Genomic DNA, 14,768 nt, shown 5'->3' with positions numbered 1-14,768 from the left:
GCGGTGATCCCGTACAAGGACCGGATCTACCGCTCGCCCGCGGGCCTCGCCGGCGGTGTGCTGCTGCTCGCCCTCGTCGCGTGGCTCGGCATCGACGCGATGGTCACGGGGGAGGGCCGCACGCCGTGGCTGGCGCTCGCCGTGATGCTCCTCGTCGTGCCCCTGGTCGTCGCCTACACCCTGCGCCCCGCCGTCTTCGTCAACGACGACCGGCTGCGCGTCCGCAACCCCTTCCGCGTCGTCGTGCTGCCCTGGGGGGAGGTCGCCTCCCTGCGCTCCGGTTTCACCAACGAGGTCGTCGACGGCTCCGGCACCACGTACCAGCTGTGGGCCCTGCCCGTCTCGCTGCGTGCCCGCAAGAGGGCGTCGCGGGCCCAGGCCCGGCTGGACGCGCAGGCCGCGCGCGGCGAGCGCGGTGACCGGCGCGCCGGGCGCGACCCCGGCCTCGGGCTCGGCCCGGGGACCGTCACCGGGGTGCCGAAGCGGGCGGAGACCGACCAGGCCATGGACGAGCTGAGGAAGACGCACGAGACCCGGCAGGGGGAGCCGGGGGCCCAGGGCGAGGTGACCGTGCGGTGGGCCTACGAGATCGCGGGGCCGGTGGCCGCGGGCGCCGTGCTGCTGGCGATCCTGCTCGCCGTGGGCTGAGCGCGGCGGGCCGTCCCGGGGCGCGGGGGCGTCCCGGGGCGCGTGCCCACGGGTCGTTTCGGGGCCCGTGGTCCGCGCCGCCCCACCGGGCGGCGCGTGCCCACGGGCCCCGGCGGGTTTCTCAGATGCCGGCCGCCCGTGCCAGGTCCCGCTTGAGCGCGGCCAGCAACTCCGTCGCCGTCGCGCGGGCCGCGGGGAGGTCGCTCCTCGCGGCGACCGGGACCACCACCTCCAGGTAGCACTTCAGCTTGGGTTCCGTGCCGCTGGGGCGGACGATCACCCGGGCGCCGTCCAGGGTGTAGCGCAGGCCGTCCGTGGGCGGGAGCCGGTCCGTGCCCCGGGTCAGGTCCTCGGCGTCGGTGACCCGCAGGCCCGCCAGCTCGGCCGGGGGCTGCTCGCGCAGGCGGCGCATCGCGGCCGCGATGCGGGAGAGGTCCTGGACGCGGACCGCGAGCTGGTCGGTGGCGTGCAGGCCGTGCTCCACGGCGAGGTCGTCGAGGAGGTCCGGGAGGCCGCGGCCCTCGGCCTTCAGCACGGAGGCCAGTTCCGCGAGGAGGAGGGCCGCCGTGATGCCGTCCTTGTCGCGCACGCCGTCCGGGTCGACGCAGTAGCCCAGCGCCTCCTCGTAGCCGTAACGCAGGCCCTCGACACGGGCGATCCACTTGAAGCCGGTCAGGGTCTCCTCGTGGGGGAGGCCGGCCTTCTCCGCGATCCGGCCGAGGAGGGAGGACGACACGATCGACTCGGCGAACGTGCCGGTCGCTCCGCGGCGGACCAGGTGGGCGGCGAGCAGGGCGCCGACCTCGTCGCCGCGCAGCATGCGCCAGTCGTCCCCGTCCCTGACGGCCGCGGCGCAGCGGTCGGCGTCCGGGTCGTTGGCGATCACCAGGTCGGGCCCGGTCTCGCGGGCCTTCGCGAAGGCGAGGTCCATCGCGCCGGGCTCCTCCGGGTTGGGGAACGCGACGGTCGGGAACTCCGGGTCGGGTTCGGCCTGCTCGGCGACGAGGTCGGGGGCCGGGAAACCGGCGCGGGCGAAGGCGGCGAGCAGGACGCCCTTGCCGACGCCGTGCATGGCCGTGTAGACGGTGCGGGCGGTGCGGGGGGAGTCCTCGGCCAGGACGGCGTCCGTGCGGGCGAGGTAGGCGTCCAGGACGGTGTCGTCGAGGGTCTCCCAGCCTTCCGTGGGGCGGGGGACCGTGGTGAGGGAGGCGACGGCGGCGATCTCGTCGGCGATCTCCGCGTCGGCCGGGGGGACGATCTGGGAGCCGTCCCCGAGGTACACCTTGTAGCCGTTGTCGCGGGGCGGGTTGTGGCTCGCGGTGACCTCCACGCCGGCGACCGCGCCGAGGTGCCTGATGGCGAAGGCGAGGACGGGCGTGGGGAGGGGGCGGGGGAGGACGGCCGCCCTGAGGCCGGCGCCGGTCATGACGGCGGCGGTGTCGCGGGCGAAGTCGGCGGACTTGTGGCGGGCGTCGTAGCCGATGACGACGAGGCCGTCGCCGTGGCCGTTCTTCTTCAGGTACGCGGCGAGGCCGGCGGCGGCGCGGATGACGACGGAGCGGTTCATGCGCATCGGGCCGGCGCCGAGTTCGCCGCGGAGGCCGGCGGTGCCGAACTGGAGGGTGCCGCCGAAGCGCGCGGCGAGCTCGGCGTGGTCCTCGGCGTCGATGAGGCGGGCGAGTTCCTCGCGGGTGTCCGCGTCGGGGTCCTCGGCCAGCCAGGCCTTGGCGCGTGCGATGAGGTCGTCTTGCACGGTCGGTCAGCCTCTCGTCGTGCGGGGTGGGTGTCTCGGTGCGGGTTCGAAGGGGGTGCGCGTCCGGTGCCTGCGGCGCGTGTGCGGGTTCGCCGGGGGTGCGTGTGGCACCCACGGCTGTGGGCGGGGCGGGGCCCGTGCCGGGGTGTCCGTCCTCGGTCCGGCGCGGAACCGGTCACTTGCCGACGCGCCCGCGTCGACGCGCCGGGCGCCGCGGGCGGTCACCCCCGCCCCGTCCCCTTCCCGCCGCGGGCGGCCGTCCCCGCCCGCTGCCGTCCCCGGTTCTCGCCGTGGGCGGGTGCCCGCCGTCGTGGTCGGATCCCGCCGCACGACGACGGGGTACCCCGTTCTACAGGCGGCCGAGGACCTGGGCCAGCAAGGAGCCCATGCGGGTGGCGGAGTCGCGTCCCGCCTGGAGGACCTCCTCGTGGTTGAGGGGTTCGCCCGTCATGCCGGCGGCCAGGTTGGTGACCAGGGAGATGCCCAGGATCTCGGCGCCCGCCTCACGGGCGGCGATGGCCTCCAGGACCGTGGACATGCCGACCAGGTCCGCGCCGATGACGCGGGCCATGCGGATCTCGGCCGGGGTCTCGTAGTGCGGGCCGGGGAACTGGGCGTAGACGCCCTCCTCCAGGGTGGGGTCGATCTCCTTGCAGAGGGCGCGGAGGCGGGGGGAGTAGAGGTCCGTGAGGTCGACGAAGTTGGCGCCGACGATGGGGGAGGTGGCCGTGAGGTTGATGTGGTCGCTGATCAGGACCGGCTGGCCGGGGCGCATGCCCGCGCGCAGGCCGCCGCAGCCGTTGGTCAGGACGACGGTCTTGGCGCCGGCGGCCACGGCGGTGCGGACGCCGTGGGCGACGGCGGCGACCCCGCGGCCCTCGTAGTAGTGGGTGCGGCCCAGGAAGACCAGGGCGCGCTTGGCGCCGATGCGGTACGAGCGGATCTTGCCCCCGTGGCCCTCGACCGCCGGCGGCGGGAAACCGGGCAGCTCGGTGACCTGGAACTCGGCCTCGGGAGTACCGAGGGCGTCCACGGCCGGTGCCCAGCCGGAGCCCATCACGAGGGCGACGTCGTGGGTCTCGGCGCCGGTGAGTTCGCGCAGGTGCGCGGCGGCGGCGTCGGCTGCGGCGTAGGGGTCGCCCTGGATGTCGTCCGGAAGAAGAGAAGCGTTCACGCCGATGAGGGTAGCCGGTATTCGCCTACGCGCGTAGATGCCGAAGCTCACGGGGTGGCGATCGTTGCCTTGTCGTTTCCGACGAGGAGTCCGTCGGAGCGCGCTCAGCAGGGGCGCTTGCGCAGCTCCATGACGTAGTCGTGGGGTGCGCCCGCGGACTCCGCCGCGTCGGCGATCTCGCCCAGGTAGCGGGCCGAGGGCAGGCCGCCCTCGTAGGCGTTGAGGACGTACGTCCAGGCCCGCTCCTCGCCGTCCAGGGTGTGGACGCGGACGCGGGTGCGGCGGTGGATGTCCAGGCCGACGCCCTCCCAGCGGTCCAGGGTCTCCTCGTCCATGGGGGCGATGTCGTACAGCGCGACGAAGACCTGGGCCAGCGGGTCCTCGACGAGGGTCGCCAGCGCGCCCTCCCCGCCCTTCCCCGGGTCCTCGTCCCCGCCCGTGCGCGGGAGGCCCCAGCCCTCGCCCCCGAACGTCAGCCGCCACCCGTTCAGCCAGCCGGTGGCGCGCAGCGGCGAGTGCGGGGCGCGGCGGGACATCAGCCGCGCGTCGAGGTTGCCGGCGTACGCGGCGTAGAGCGACATGGGGGAAGGGTACGGCAGTGGCGACGGGGGTCACTCCGGTAACAGCGGGGCCACGGGTGGGCCCCCGGGCGGTCGCACAGTGAAGTGTGCGGGACAATGGAGTACGTGACTCGGATCGTGATCATCGGTGGCGGACCCGGCGGATACGAAGCGGCGCTGGTCGCCGCGCAGCTCGGCGCGGAGGTGACCGTCGTCGACTGCGACGGTCTGGGCGGGGCGTCGGTGCTCACCGACTGCGTGCCGTCGAAGACCCTGATCGCCACGGCCGAGGTGATGACCACCTTCGACTCCTCGTACGAGGAGCTGGGCATCATCGTCGCCGACGACACCCCGCACATCGAACAGGCCGCCCGGGTGGTCGGCGTGGACCTGGGCAAGGTCAACCGGCGTGTGAAGCGGCTCGCCCTGGCCCAGTCGCACGACATCACCGCGTCCGTGACCCGGGCCGGCGCGCGCGTGCTGCGCGGGCGCGGGCGCCTGGAGGGCATGCAGGCCCTCGACGGGTCGCGCAAGGTCGTGGTGCGCGCCGCCGACGGGACCGAGGAGACGCTCGTCGCGGACGCCGTGCTCATCGCCACGGGCGGGCACCCGCGTGAGCTGCCCGACGCCAGGCCCGACGGCGAGCGGATCCTGAACTGGACCCAGGTGTACGACCTGAACGAGCTCCCCGAGGAGCTCATCGTGGTCGGATCCGGTGTCACGGGCGCCGAGTTCGCCGGTGCCTACCAGGCGCTCGGCTCCAAGGTGACGCTCGTGTCGTCGCGCGACCGGGTGCTGCCGGGCGAGGACCCGGACGCCGCCGCTGTGCTGGAGGACGTCTTCCGCCGGCGGGGCATGAACGTCATGGCGCGCTCGCGGGCGCAGTCCGCGAAGCGGGTCGGCGACCGGGTGGAGGTGACCCTCGCCGACGGGCGCGTGATCACCGGCTCGCACTGTCTGATGGCCGTCGGCGCCGTCCCGAACTCCGCGGGCATGGGGCTCGAGGAGGCCGGGGTCAGGCTGCGCGACTCCGGGCACATCTGGACCGACAAGGTGTCCCGGACCACGGCTCCGGGCGTGTACGCCGCCGGTGACGTGACCGGTGTGTTCGCGCTGGCCTCGGTGGCCGCCATGCAGGGGCGCATCGCCATGTACCACTTCCTCGGCGACGCGGTCGCCCCGCTGAACCTGAAGACCGTCTCGTCGAACGTCTTCACCGACCCCGAGATCGCCACCGTCGGCTACACCCAGGCCGACGTGGACGCCGGCAAGATCGACGCCCGGGTCGTGAAGCTGCCGCTGCTGCGCAATCCCCGCGCGAAGATGCAGGGCATCCGCGACGGCTTCGTCAAGATCTTCTGCCGGCCGGGCACCGGCATCGTGGTGGGCGGCGTCGTCGTCGCGCCGCGCGCCTCGGAACTCATCCACCCCATCTCGATCGCGGTCGACAACAACCTGACGGTGGAACAGATCGCGAACGCCTTCACGGTCTATCCCTCGCTGTCGGGTTCGATCGCCGAGGTGGCGCGCCAGCTGCACACCCGGAAGTCGGGCGCGGAGGCGTGACCGCCGCTTCCCGTCGTTTGCCGGGATCCGGCAGGCAGCGGGGGCGGCGCCTGCCGGGAGCCGGACTGCCGGACCCGGGGCGCCGTGTGGCTTGATGAGGCCATGGGAGAGGTGAGACCCGGGAACCGTGCGGACCGCATGCTCGTCGCCCGGAAGGAACGCGTGGAGCGTCTGCGATCGCGTGCCCAGGAGTGGGCGCCGGTCGGGGAGCCGGTCGTGTGGCGGGCCCGCTGGGGCGGCCTGCTGGTGGCCGCGCTGCTGCTGGGGAAGACCGTCCATTACAGCCGGCTCGCCGAACCGCTCGCGCCGGGCGTGCGGGGCGTCCTGGAGTGGCTGCTGCTCCAGGCCGGGGTGACCCTGATCTGGGCGTGTTTCGCCTGCGCGGTCGGCAACTGGGGCGTGGTGGCGCACCGCCCGGGGATCTGGGTGCGCCGGGCGGGTTCGACCCGTCACGTGGACTGGGAGCGGATCGAGCGGGTCGACGTCGGCCGCTTCGGCCGCCTGGGCATCCGGCTCAAGGACCAGGACGAGCCCTGGCTGGTCGCGGGCTTCTTCCTCCCGCCGGCGCTGTGCCGGGCGCTGCGGCTCAGGGACGGGGCCCAGGAGGCCGCCGACCTGCTGACCGTACTGGCCCTCCACCCGGAACTCCGTCCGCGGGGCGGTGCCGGGCACCGGCGGCTGGGGCACCCGTGGGTGATCTGGCCGGCGGCCGCGGTGTGGGTGTACGGCGTGGTCACCACGCTGTCCTGACGTCACGGCGCGTCGCCGCCCGTACGGGCGGCATGGCCGGGGACCGGGTTCTATACCACTTCCCGTGCCGCGTTGCGAACAACTTCTGCTATTCAGCGCAAACTGCTGAAAGCAGACGGTCGCTGGGGTTACTGTCAGTTTCGTGTTCGCTGCAGAACGTCGCCAATTGATCCTCGAAATGGTGCGAGCGAACGGGGCCGTGTCGCTCCGTGAGCTCGCCCGCGTCGTCCAGACCTCCGAAGTGACCGTACGGCGGGACGTGCGCGCGCTGGAGGCAGAAGGACTCCTCGACCGCCGGCACGGCGGTGCGGTACTGCCGGGCGGGTTCACGCGAGAGTCCGGTTTTCCGCAGAAGTCACATCTCGCGACCGCCGAGAAGACCGCCATCGCCGACCTCGCCGCGAACTTCGTGGAAGAGGGCGAGGCCATCGTGGTCGGCGCGGGCACCACCACACAGGAGCTGGCGCGCCGGCTGGCCCGGGTGCCCGGGCTGACCGTCGTCACCAACTCCCTGCTGGTCGCCCAGGCCCTGGCCCACGCCAACCGGGTGGAGGTGGTGATGACCGGCGGTACGCTCCGCGGCTCGAACTACGCCCTCGTCGGCAGCGGTGCCGAACAGTCCCTCCAGGGACTGCGGGTGTCCCGGGCCTTCCTGTCCGGGAGCGGGCTGACCGCCGAACGGGGGCTCTCCACGTCCAACATGCTGTCGGCCTCGGTCGACCGGGCGCTGGTGCAGGCCGCGGCGGAGGTGGTGGTCCTCGCCGACCACACCAAGCTCGGCACGGACACCATGTTCCAGACCGTGCCCACGGACCTCATCACCCGTCTCGTGACGGACGAGCCGCCCGCCCACGACGACCGCGCGGCCACCGAGCTCCAGGCGCTCGCCGACCAGGGCGTGCAGATTTCCGTCGCCGGGGCGCCGGGGGGTTCCGCGGGCTCGGGGGGTGACGGCCCCCCGGCGGGCCGGCCGCGCCGCGACGTGCCCCTCCCCGGACCGCGCCGCCAGGGCCCGGGGCTCCGCTCGGCCGTGGCCCTGGGAACCGAGCAGCAGACGGGCGCGGAACGGGCCAGAGTGGCGGATCTGCGCAGGCGGTGAGGGCGGGGCCGGGTCAGCCCCGGCCGACCACGAGGCGGGCCATGGCGACCGCCGTCACCAGGAGGAGCGCGATCGCGACGACCAGGGCGAGGACGAGCAGCCCGGTCACTCCCGCGATCGCCGTCCAGCCGAGCCGCGTGGCCTTCTCGGCCCGCCGGACCACTTCGCCGTACGCGTCGTCGTCGCTCATCGCCGGATCCCCGGCGGGCCCGCACGCGCAGGGCGCCCGGCGGATCCTCGATCGGTCCGCCGGGCGCCCTGCCACGTGATGCCGCTCAGTCCTTGATCTCGCAGATCGCGGCGCCGGAGGTGACGGAGGCCCCGACCTCGGCGCCCAGGCCCTTGATGGTGCCGGACTTGTGGGCGTTGAGGGGCTGTTCCATCTTCATGGCCTCCAGGACGACGACCAGGTCGCCCTCCTTGACCTCCTGGCCCTCCTCCACGGCGATCTTGACGATGGTGCCCTGCATCGGGGAGGCGAGGGTGTCGCCCGAGGCGACGGGGCCGGACTTCTTCGCCGCCCGGCGCTTGGGCTTCGCACCCGCCGCCAGGCCGGTGCGGGCCAGGGACATGCCCAGCGAGGCCGGCAGGGACACCTCCAGACGCTTGCCGCCGACCTCGACGACGACCGTCTCGCGGCCCGCGTCCTCGTCGGCCTCCGCGGTGTCGGTGGGGGCGGTGAACGGCTTGATCTCGTTGACGAACTCGGTCTCGATCCAGCGGGTGTGCACCGTGAACGGATCGGCCGAACCGGTGAGCTCGGGGGCGAACGCCGGGTCCTTGACCACCGCGCGGTGGAACGGGATGGCCGTGGCCATGCCCTCGACCCGGAACTCCTCCAGGGCACGGGCGGCGCGCTCCAGCGCCTCCTTGCGGGTGCGGCCGGTGACGATCAGCTTGGCCAGCAGGGAGTCCCAGGCCGGGCCGATCACGCTGCCGGACTCCACGCCCGCGTCCAGGCGCACGCCCGGACCCGACGGCGGGGCGAACGTGGTGACCGTCCCCGGGGCGGGCAGGAAGCCCCGGCCCGGGTCCTCGCCGTTGATGCGGAACTCGAAGGAGTGGCCGCGCAGCACCGGGTCGTCGTAGCCGAGCTCCTCGCCGTCGGCGATGCGGAACATCTCGCGCACCAGGTCGATGCCGGCGACCTCCTCGGTCACCGGGTGCTCGACCTGCAGGCGGGTGTTGACCTCCAGGAAGGAGATCGTGCCGTCGAGGCCGACCAGGAACTCCACCGTGCCGGCGCCGACGTAGCCGGCCTCCTTCAGGATCGCCTTGGAGGCGCGGTACAGCTCGGCCACCTGCGCCTCGGACAGGAACGGCGCCGGCGCCTCCTCGACCAGCTTCTGGTGCCGGCGCTGCAGCGAGCAGTCACGGGTGGAGACCACGACCACGTTGCCGTGCCGGTCGGCCAGGCACTGCGTCTCCACGTGCCGCGGCTTGTCGAGGTAACGCTCGACGAAGCATTCACCGCGGCCGAAGGCGGCGACCGCCTCGCGCACCGCGGAGTCGTACAGCTCCGGGACCTCCTCCAGGGTGCGGGCCACCTTCAGGCCGCGCCCGCCGCCACCGAAGGCCGCCTTGATGGCGATCGGCAGGCCGTGCTCCTCCGCGAAGGCGACGACCTCCTCCGCACCCGAGACCGGGTCGGGGGTGCCGGCGACGAGGGGGGCGCCGGCGCGCTGGGCGATGTGCCGGGCGGCGACCTTGTCACCCAGGTCGCGGATGGCCTGCGGCGGCGGGCCGATCCAGATCAGGCCCGCGTCCAGCACCGCCTGCGCGAAGTCGGCGTTCTCGGAGAGGAAGCCGTAGCCGGGGTGGACGGCGTCCGCGCCGGACTCACGCGCGGCCTTCAGCACCTTGTCCATGTCCAGGTAGCTGGTGGCCGGGGTGTCACCGCCCAGGGCGAACGCCTCATCCGCGGCGCGGACATGCAGAGCGTCCCGGTCCGGGTCGGCGTAGACGGCAACGCTCGTGATACCGGCATCCCGGCAGGCCCGGGCCACGCGGACAGCGATTTCGCCACGGTTGGCGATGAGCACCTTGCGCACGATTGAGGCTCCCTCCTTGAAACAAGCCGAGTTTAGGGACTGCCGACACGGCACTTCGACCCGTCCCCAGTGGTGAGCTTGCCCACACGGAGCGTGATGCGAGGCTTGCTCGACCCGGGAAATCCCTTGTCGCACCGCGATACGCAGGACTCCTCCCGGAAACCCTAGCCGTCCCCTGTGGTCAAGGTCTCTGTGAGAGCGTGCCGCGGCCCACTCCGTTTCTTTGTGGAGTCCCTACGAATGGCCCAATGATTCTTTGCCCTCCGCAGGACCCTTGTCCCCGCGTTCACCCTCCCCCAAGCTCTTAACGGGCAGGGAGGACCCCCCTGTAGCGTTCGCGTCGGCCCGAACATACTCGGGGTAACCGCAGGCGTGCTCGAAAGGGGGCGGGGAGCGGTGGTGCGCAGACCGGTGGCGTGGGCCGTGGCGCTCGTGCTGTTCGCCGAGGCGCTCGGCGTGGCGGCGCTGAACTGGTTCCTGGGCGTCGTCGTCGACCGGCAGGACATGTCGCTGGCCGGCCTCGACCCGCACGTGATGGCGGTGTCCTCGAAGACCGGCGGGATCGTCTTCGGGCTCTACTTCGCGCTGTGCGGCCTGGTGGCCCTGCTGGTCGCCGTGCGCGACCGCGCCCCCGCCGGACTCGGCCGGGTGCTGCTGATCAGCGCCGCCGTGGTGCACGGGCTGCTGGGCGCGGTCGCATGGGGACTGGTCGGCCCGACCGCGTTCCTGGTCGTGGTGGCGGCGCTGGGCCTGGTCGTACTGCTGCTGATGACGTACGACCACCGTCCGGAGGAGCCCGCCGGCGCGGGCCCCGGCACCGGCACCGGACCCGAGGACGGCGCCGGTGGTGCCGGCTCGCCGGTCACGCCTCCGGCGGCGCCCACAGCTCCGTGATGCCCACGCCCAGCTCGGCCAGCAGGCGGCGCACCAGCGGCAGGCTGAGGCCGATGACGTTGCCGTGGTCGCCGTCGATGCCGTCGATGAACGGGGCCGAGCGGCCGTCCAGGGTGAACGCCCCGGCGACGTGGAGGGGTTCGCCGGAGGCCACGTAGGCGGCGATCTCCTCGTCGGTGGGATCGCCGAAGCGGACGACGGTGGAGGCGGTGGCGGAGGCGTAACGGCCGCTGAGGGTGTCGTAGACGCAGTGGCCGGTCTGGAGCGTGCCCGCGCGGCCCCGCATGGCCTTCCAGCGCGCGGTGGCCTCCTCGGCGTCCGCGGGCTTGCCGAGGGCCTGCCCGTCCAGTTCGAGGACCGAGTCGCAGCCGATCACCAGCGCGCCCTTGACCTCGGGCTTCGCGGCGACGACGGACGCCTTGGCCTCGGCCAGGGCGAGCGCCAGCTCGGCGGGGGTGGGGGCGGTGACGGCGTCCTCGTCGACCCCGCTGACGATCACCTCGGGGGCGAACCCGGCCTGGCGGAGCAGTCCGAGCCGGGCGGGGGACTGGGAGGCGAGCACGAGGCGGCGGCGCGGCTGATCTGTCATGCGATCAGCGTATCGACGTCGCCCGGATGCCTCACCTCACGCCGATCACGAGCATCGCCAGGACCATGGCCAGCGCCATGAGAACGCCCAGCCGCCGCAGCATCACCTGCATGTCCCGCAGCTCTTCCGGCGGCTCGTTCTCGGGGTCGGACCACAGCATGCCTTCCATCGTCCGGCCCCGGCCCGAGCGCGCGCCTGAGTACGCGTACTCAACTTCCCGCTCGGACGGGGCCCGGTACGAGGGGCGTGTGCTACGCGCCCGGCCAGTACGTCCGCGACCACGCCGTCGGCCCCGGCTGGGGCAGACGGTTCGCCGCGATGCGGGACGGGGCGGACCAGGAGTCGCGGGGAGCGGGCGCGCCGGACGGCATGGCGGACGCCGCCGCGGCGCGGGCGCGGACCACCGCCAGTGCGGCGGCCAGCTCCTCCGGGGTCGGGTTGCCCCGTACGACCTTGATCGTCATGGTGCTTCCCATCGATCGGTGGGGACGGGCTACAGGGGGATGTTGCCGTGCTTCTTCGGAGGCAGTGATTCCCGCTTCGTGCGCAGCTGACGCAGGCCCCGCACGATGTGCCGGCGGGTGTCGGACGGCATGATCACCGCGTCGACGTAGCCGCGCTCGGCCGCGACGTAGGGGTTGAGGAGGGTGTCCTCGTACTCCTGCATCAGACGGGCACGGGTCGCCTCCGGATCATCCGATTCGGCGATGGTGCGGCGGTGCAGGATGTTGACGGCGCCCTGCGCGCCCATCACCGCGATCTGGGCGGTCGGCCAGGCGAGGTTGAGGTCGGCGCCCAGGTGCTTGGAGCCCATGACGTCGTAGGCACCGCCGAAGGCCTTGCGGGTGATGACGGTGATGAGGGGGACGGTGGCCTCGGCGTAGGCGTAGATCAGCTTGGCGCCGCGCCGGATGATGCCGTCGTGCTCCTGGTCCACGCCGGGCAGGAAGCCGGGGACGTCGACGAAGGTGATGACCGGGACGTTGAAGGCGTCGCAGGTGCGGACGAAGCGGGCGGCCTTCTCGGAGGCGGTGATGTCGAGGCAGCCGGCGAACTGCATCGGCTGGTTGGCGACGATGCCGACGGGGTGGCCCTCGACGCGGCCGAAACCGGTCAGGATGTTCGGCGCGAACAGCGGCTGGGTCTCGAAGAACTCGGCGTCGTCCAGGACGTGCTCGATCACCGTGTGCATGTCGTACGGCTGGTTCGCGCTGTCCGGCACGACCGTGTCCAGCTCGAGGTCCTCGTCGGTGACCGTGAGGTCGGCCTCCTCCGGGAACGCCGGGGGCTCGGAGAGGTTGTTGGACGGCAGGTACGACAGCAGCTGCTTGACGTACTCGATGGCGTCCTTCTCGTCCCCGGCCATGTGGTGGGCCACGCCCGACGCGGTGTTGTGGGTGCGGGCGCCGCCCAGCTCCTCGAAGCCGACGTCCTCGCCGGTGACCGTCTTGATGACGTCCGGGCCGGTGATGAACATGTGCGAGGTCTGGTCGACCATGATCGTGAAGTCGGTGATCGCGGGGGAGTACACCGCGCCGCCCGCGCACGGGCCGACGACCAGGCTGATCTGCGGGATCACGCCGGAGGCGTGGGTGTTGCGGCGGAAGATCTCGCCGTAGGCGCCGAGGGAGGCCACGCCCTCCTGGATGCGGGCGCCGCCGGAGTCGTTGATGCCGATGACCGGGCAGCCGGTCTTCAGCGCGAAGTCCATGACCTTGACGATCTTCTGGCCGTAGACCTCGCCGAGGGCGCCGCCGAAGACGGTGAAGTCCTGCGAGAACACGGCGACCGGGCGGCCGTCGACGGTGCCGTAGCCGGTGACGACGCCGTCGCCGTAGGGGCGGTTGGCGTCGAGACCGAAGTTCGTGGACCGGTGCCGGGCGAACTCGTCCAGCTCGACGAAGGACCCCTCGTCGAGCAGGAGATCGATTCGCTCACGGGCCGTCAGTTTGCCCTTGGCGTGCTGCTTTTCGACGGCGCGTGCGGAGCCGGCGTGCGTCGCCTCTTCGATACGACGCTTCAGATCCGCGAGCTTGCCCGCGGTCGTGTGGATGTCAGGCTGCTGCTCTTCCGGCTCGGACATCGGGATGCGGCTCCCTGCCTGCTCAAAAGGGGGGACGGTTACTCATCCGTAGCGTAGTGGGGGGTCCCACCATCGGCAGTGCGGCGTTTACCACACCTAGGGTGGGTTGCATGACACCGCGAGATGCATCAGGGCCGTTCGGAAATCGTTGGTCGGACCTGGACCGGCCTCCTCTCAATGTGAGCGCGCTGCGCCGGGGCCTGGTGCGGGAGGGGTCGCTGTGGTCGCAGGTGGACGTGGTGCAGCGGACCGGGTCGACCAACTCCGATCTGGTGGCGCGGGCGGCCGAGGGGCGGGCGGGGGAGGGGGCCGTGCTCGTCGCCGAGGAGCAGACCGCCGGGCGGGGGCGGCTGGACCGGCAGTGGACCGCGCCGCCCCGGTCGGGGCTGTTCTTCTCCGTGCTGCTCACGCCCCGCGAGGTGCCGGTGGCGTGGTGGGGATGGCTGCCGCTGCTGACGGGGGTCGCGGTGGCGACGGGGCTGTCGCGGGCGGCGGGGGTGGACACGGCGCTGAAGTGGCCCAACGACGTGCTGGTGACCGTGGGCGGTGAGGAACGCAAGGCCGGGGGGATCCTCGCGGAGCGGGCGGGGGACGGCGGGGTGGTCATCGGGGTCGGGATCAACGTCACCCTGCGCGCCGATGAGCTGCCGGTGCCCACCGCCGGGTCGCTGGCGCTGGCGGGGGCGGTGAGCACGGACCGGGACCCGCTGCTGCGGGGGATGCTGCGGGCGCTGGAGGAGTGGTACGGACGGTGGCGGGCTGCCGGGGGCGATCCCGCGGCGTGCGGTCTGCAGGAGACGTACGCGGCGGGGTGCGCGACGCTCGGACGGGTGGTGCGGGCGGAGCTGCCGGGGGAGCGGTCGGTGGTGGGGGAGGCGGTCGCCGTGGACGGGGACGGGCGGCTGGTGCTCGCCACCGAGGCGGGGGTGCAGGAGCCCGTGGGGGCGGGGGACATCGTGCACTTGCGCTCCGCTTGAGCGGGTGGGCGGGGGTGCGGACGCCTGCGGCGTGCTGAGCGGGTCCGGGTGCGGGTGGGTGGGGGTGCGCGTCGGATGCCTGCGGCGCGGCCGCGGCTCCGGTGGGGAGGCCGGTGCAGCGCCCACGGTCCGGTGGGTGGGTCGGGGCCGCGTCGGGGGTGCCCGTCCTCGGTCCGGCGCGGAACCGGTGACTCGACGGGGTGCGGTCGTTGACGCGCCGGCCGCTGCGGGCGGACGCCCCCGCCCCGTCCCCTTCCCGCCGTACGCGGCTGCCGGCCCGCCTCCCCGCGGGCAGCAGTGCCTCCCCCGAGCTCTCCGAGCAGGGGGTGCCCCCGGGCGGCACGGGTGGGCGGCGGGGCCCCGGTGGCGCCGGGCTGCGCGACCCGCATCCCGGCCCGCACCGACCCCGGACACCAGGACGACGCCGGGGCACGTGCCCACCCCGGCCCCGCACCGGCACCGGGTGCGGAGGGGCGCCGGTCGCCTCACCGCCGGCTCAACCGAACGGAGTGAGCTGGCGCACACCTGCCGTAGAGTTGAGGCCGGTCGATACATGGCCGTGGCAGATCGGAAGGGCAGCAACGCGTGACCGTCGACGACTCGGGTTCCGGCACGGACGCGCAG

General features: G+C 73.3%; 15 protein-coding genes. 6 read left to right on the top strand and 9 right to left on the bottom strand.

The genetic code is table 11. The features are described from left to right. Nucleotides 1-3: 3 nt before the first annotated feature. Nucleotides 4-648, top strand: coding sequence for a PH domain-containing protein (locus RIM90_RS25380; RefSeq protein ID WP_309063074.1), 645 nt, complete (start codon nucleotides 4-6; stop codon nucleotides 646-648). A gap of 121 nt (nucleotides 649-769) precedes the next feature. Here RIM90_RS25380 and RIM90_RS25375 read toward each other — a convergent pair whose 3' ends face one another. From RIM90_RS25375 to RIM90_RS25365, 3 genes are all read right to left on the bottom strand, one after another. Then, entirely contained in the window at nucleotides 770-2,401 is a 1,632-nt protein-coding gene (locus RIM90_RS25375; RefSeq protein WP_309063073.1) for a phospho-sugar mutase, read from the bottom strand. A gap of 349 nt (nucleotides 2,402-2,750) precedes the next feature. Continuing rightward, nucleotides 2,751-3,575 carry a purine-nucleoside phosphorylase gene (locus RIM90_RS25370; RefSeq protein ID WP_309063072.1) on the bottom strand — a complete coding sequence of 275 codons (825 nt, stop codon included), beginning with the start codon at nucleotides 3,573-3,575 and terminating at the stop codon, nucleotides 2,751-2,753. Nucleotides 3,576-3,679: 104 nt separating this feature from the next. After that, nucleotides 3,680-4,156: a gamma-glutamylcyclotransferase gene (locus tag RIM90_RS25365; protein ID WP_309063071.1), complete on the bottom strand. Its 477-nt coding sequence runs from the start codon at nucleotides 4,154-4,156 to the stop codon at nucleotides 3,680-3,682. A 96-nt stretch (nucleotides 4,157-4,252) separates the two neighbouring features. Here RIM90_RS25365 and RIM90_RS25360 point away from each other — a divergent pair, with 96 nt between their 5' ends. The 3 genes from RIM90_RS25360 (at nucleotide 4,253) to RIM90_RS25350 (ending at nucleotide 7,550) form a co-directional block, all read left to right on the top strand. Continuing rightward, the gene (locus RIM90_RS25360; protein ID WP_309063070.1) at nucleotides 4,253-5,701 is read left to right on the top strand and encodes an NAD(P)H-quinone dehydrogenase; all 1,449 of its coding nucleotides are present in this window, start codon (nucleotides 4,253-4,255) and stop codon (nucleotides 5,699-5,701) included. A 162-nt stretch (nucleotides 5,702-5,863) separates the two neighbouring features. Further along, nucleotides 5,864-6,451 carry a hypothetical protein gene (locus tag RIM90_RS25355; protein ID WP_309063069.1) on the top strand — a complete coding sequence of 196 codons (588 nt, stop codon included), beginning with the start codon at nucleotides 5,864-5,866 and terminating at the stop codon, nucleotides 6,449-6,451. A 142-nt stretch (nucleotides 6,452-6,593) separates the two neighbouring features. Further along, nucleotides 6,594-7,550: a DeoR/GlpR family DNA-binding transcription regulator gene (locus tag RIM90_RS25350; RefSeq protein ID WP_309063068.1), complete on the top strand. Its 957-nt coding sequence runs from the start codon at nucleotides 6,594-6,596 to the stop codon at nucleotides 7,548-7,550. 13 nt (nucleotides 7,551-7,563) lie between these two features. Here the strand turns inward: RIM90_RS25350 and RIM90_RS25345 are convergent, their stop codons facing one another. Both RIM90_RS25345 and RIM90_RS25340 read right to left on the bottom strand, forming a co-directional pair. Further along, nucleotides 7,564-7,740, bottom strand: a complete 177-nt coding sequence (locus tag RIM90_RS25345; RefSeq protein ID WP_309063067.1) for a hypothetical protein — start codon at nucleotides 7,738-7,740, stop codon at nucleotides 7,564-7,566. Between the two features lie 85 nt (nucleotides 7,741-7,825). Beyond that, entirely contained in the window at nucleotides 7,826-9,601 is a 1,776-nt protein-coding gene (locus tag RIM90_RS25340) for a biotin carboxylase N-terminal domain-containing protein (protein ID WP_309063066.1), read from the bottom strand. A gap of 396 nt (nucleotides 9,602-9,997) precedes the next feature. Between RIM90_RS25340 and RIM90_RS25335 the strand changes: the two genes are divergently transcribed. Continuing rightward, nucleotides 9,998-10,495, top strand: a complete 498-nt coding sequence (locus RIM90_RS25335) for a hypothetical protein (RefSeq protein ID WP_309063065.1) — start codon at nucleotides 9,998-10,000, stop codon at nucleotides 10,493-10,495. On the opposite strand, the gene RIM90_RS25330 is transcribed toward RIM90_RS25335, so the two are convergent. The 4 genes from RIM90_RS25330 to RIM90_RS25315 form a co-directional block, all read right to left on the bottom strand. Continuing rightward, complete coding sequence (locus tag RIM90_RS25330) at nucleotides 10,464-11,084, bottom strand: nucleoside triphosphate pyrophosphatase (RefSeq protein ID WP_309063064.1); 621 nt, start codon at nucleotides 11,082-11,084, stop codon at nucleotides 10,464-10,466. The genes RIM90_RS25335 and RIM90_RS25330 overlap by 32 nt on opposite strands. A 31-nt stretch (nucleotides 11,085-11,115) precedes the next feature. After that, the gene (gene mmpB, locus RIM90_RS25325) at nucleotides 11,116-11,244 is read right to left on the bottom strand and encodes a morphogenic membrane protein MmpB (RefSeq protein ID WP_309063063.1); all 129 of its coding nucleotides are present in this window, start codon (nucleotides 11,242-11,244) and stop codon (nucleotides 11,116-11,118) included. 91 nt (nucleotides 11,245-11,335) lie between these two features. Then, entirely contained in the window at nucleotides 11,336-11,548 is a 213-nt protein-coding gene (locus RIM90_RS25320) for an acyl-CoA carboxylase epsilon subunit (RefSeq protein ID WP_309063062.1), read from the bottom strand. A 29-nt stretch (nucleotides 11,549-11,577) separates the two neighbouring features. Then, a complete protein-coding gene (locus RIM90_RS25315; RefSeq protein WP_309063061.1) occupies nucleotides 11,578-13,167 on the bottom strand; it encodes an acyl-CoA carboxylase subunit beta in 1,590 nt (529 codons plus the stop codon). A 110-nt stretch (nucleotides 13,168-13,277) separates the two neighbouring features. Here RIM90_RS25315 and RIM90_RS25310 point away from each other — a divergent pair, with 110 nt between their 5' ends. Continuing rightward, a complete protein-coding gene (locus RIM90_RS25310; protein ID WP_309063060.1) occupies nucleotides 13,278-14,144 on the top strand; it encodes a biotin--[acetyl-CoA-carboxylase] ligase in 867 nt (288 codons plus the stop codon). The last annotated feature ends 624 nt before the right edge of the window (nucleotides 14,145-14,768 follow it).

The organism is Streptomyces sp., from assembly GCF_031181555.1.
In the GTDB taxonomy this organism is placed as follows: domain Bacteria; phylum Actinomycetota; class Actinomycetes; order Streptomycetales; family Streptomycetaceae; genus Streptomyces; species Streptomyces fimbriatus.
This window is presented reverse-complemented; position numbering and strand designations above follow the sequence as displayed.